This window comes from Kitasatospora sp. NPDC091257 (assembly GCF_044757675.1).
Lineage (GTDB): Bacteria > Actinomycetota > Actinomycetes > Streptomycetales > Streptomycetaceae > Kitasatospora > Kitasatospora lactacystinica.
In genome coordinates this window covers 1-2,199 of sequence record NZ_JBIVVI010001367.1, presented here as the reverse complement: position 1 = coordinate 2,199, position 2,199 = coordinate 1, and the positions used below count along the sequence as shown (strand labels likewise).

3 protein-coding genes are annotated in these 2,199 nt (G+C 71.5%); 1 reads left to right on the top strand and 2 read right to left on the bottom strand.

The window, feature by feature from the left end; translation table 11 throughout:
* Together ACIQOV_RS38345 and ACIQOV_RS38340 are read right to left on the bottom strand one after the other, a co-directional pair.
* Nucleotides 1-267: hypothetical protein (locus ACIQOV_RS38345; protein WP_401055394.1), on the bottom strand; the 267-nt coding region annotated here is incomplete at its 3' end.
* Nucleotides 268-406: 139 nt separating this feature from the next.
* A complete protein-coding gene (locus ACIQOV_RS38340; RefSeq protein ID WP_359906155.1) occupies nucleotides 407-1,744 on the bottom strand; it encodes a UDP-glucose/GDP-mannose dehydrogenase family protein in 1,338 nt (445 codons plus the stop codon).
* A gap of 230 nt (nucleotides 1,745-1,974) precedes the next feature.
* Between ACIQOV_RS38340 and ACIQOV_RS38335 the strand changes: the two genes are divergently transcribed.
* Nucleotides 1,975-2,199: acyl-CoA dehydrogenase family protein (locus ACIQOV_RS38335; RefSeq protein ID WP_401055392.1), on the top strand; the 225-nt coding region annotated here is incomplete at its 3' end.

The following is a 2,199-nucleotide window of genomic DNA, read 5'->3' as shown; positions in this document are numbered from 1 at the left end:
CTCCGTCAGCCGGGCGGGGAGGTCGGCCCGGGGCATCCGGAACTCGGCGGAGTAGCCCTGCTCCTGCCAGGTGTTGTCGTCCGTGCACGAGGCCCCGGCGGCCTGCGTGGGCAGCTTCCCGCCCGCGAAGGCCATCACGGTGGAGCAGCCGACCGTCGTCGGGCTTCCGGCGTCCCGGTGGGTCATCGCGTACCCGACGTAGACCACCGGCGTGACCACGACGGCCGCCGCCGTGGCGCCGATCAGACACTTGAACCGCTTGCGCATGGGACCCCCCGGTCGAGCAGTGCGTGCGGCGATCCTCGCACACGATCTGAACGTGTTCAAATGGTTCGGTCGGCAGACGACGAAAGCGCCCGCCCCCGGAGTCCGGGAACGGGCGCTTCGAGCGGCGCGGGCGGAGGCCTCAGCTCGGGCGGCCCAGGGCGCGGTAGGTCCAGCCGGCGGCCCGCCAGGCCTCGGCGTCCAGGACGTTGCGGCCGTCGAGGAGGCGGCGCTCGGCGACCACGGCGCCGAGCGCGGACGGGTCCAGCTCGCGGAACTCGGACCACTCGGTGAGGTGGAGGACCACGTGGGCGCCCTCCGCGGCCTCCAGGGCGGAGTGGGCGTAGGTGAGGGACGGGAACATCTTGCGGGCGTTGTCCACGGCCTTCGGGTCGTAGACGGTGACCTGGGCGCCCTGGAGCTGGATCTGGGCGGCCACGTTGAGGGCGGGGGAGTCCCGGATGTCGTCCGAGTTGGGCTTGAAGGCGGCGCCGAGGACGGCGACCCGGCGGCCCAGGAAGCCGCCGCCGCACTGCTCGCGGGCCAGCTCGACCATCCGGGAGCGGCGCCGCATGTTGATCGAGTCGACCTCGCGCAGGAAGGTCAGCGCCTGGTCGGCGCCGAGCTCGCCGGCCCGGGCCATGAACGCCCGGATGTCCTTGGGCAGGCAGCCGCCGCCGAAACCGAGGCCGGAGTTGAGGAACTTGCCGCCGATCCGCTCGTCGTAGGCGAGCGCCTTGCTGAGCTGGGTGACGTCCGCGCCGGCCGCCTCGCAGACCTCGGCCATCGCGTTGATGAAGGAGATCTTGGTGGCCAGGAAGGAGTTGGCGGCCGCCTTGACCAGTTCGGCGGTCGCGTAGTCGGTGACCATGAACGGCACCCCGGCCGCGATCGGCTCCGCGTACACCTCGCGCAGCACCCGCTCGGCCCGCTCGCTCTGGGCGCCGACCACGATCCGGTCCGGCCGCAGGGTGTCCTGCACGGCGAACCCCTCGCGCAGGAACTCCGGGTTCCAGGCGAGTTCGGCGCCCTCGCCGACCGGTGCCAGCGCGGCCAGCCGCTCGGCCAGCCGGGCCGCCGAGCCGACCGGGACGGTGGACTTGCCGACCACCAGGGCGGGACGGGTCAGGTGCGGCGCGAGCTCGTCGATCGCCGTGTCGACGTACGACATGTCGGCGGCGAACTCGCCCTTGCGCTGCGGGGTGTTGACGCAGATGAAGTGCACGTCGCCGAACTCGGCGGCCTCCTGGGCGGAGGTGGTGAAGCGCAGCCGTCCGGTCGAACCCTCGTGCCCGGCCACGTGCTTGAGCAGCAGTTCGGACAGGCCCGGCTCGTACATCGGGACGCGACCCGCGGTCAGCATGGCGATCTTGTCGGGGTCGATGTCCAGACCCAGCACCTCGAAGCCGAACTCGGCCATCGCGGCGGCGTGCGTGGCGCCGAGGTAGCCGGTGCCGATCACGGAGATGCGGAGGGTCACGGGTTCTCCTTGGATGCGGACGCGACCAGTACGGATGCCCTGATGCTATCCGCCCGCCGAGGGCGCACCGGGATCACCTGCACGCCCGAAGGGCCGCCCTGAACGCTAGGCAGCCACAGGTCGGCGCCCTAGGATCTCTACTGAACGGTAGTTAACCGCGGATTCGACTCGCACCGGGCGTCGATCGGACCTCGATCGGGCACCGGTCACTGAACGACGAGGCAGGCATCATGGCGGGCAGCGCAGGGGCGGCTGACTTCGATCTCTTCCGGATCTCCGAGGAGCACGGGATGCTCCGTGAGGCGGTGCGTTCGCTGGCCGAGGCGAAGATTGCTCCGTTCGCGGCGGAGGTGGACGAGTTGGGGCGGTTCCCGCAGGAGGCGCTGGAGGCGTTGCGGGGCAATGACCTGCACGCGGTGCACGTGCCGGAGGAGTTCGGTGGTGCGGGGGCGGAT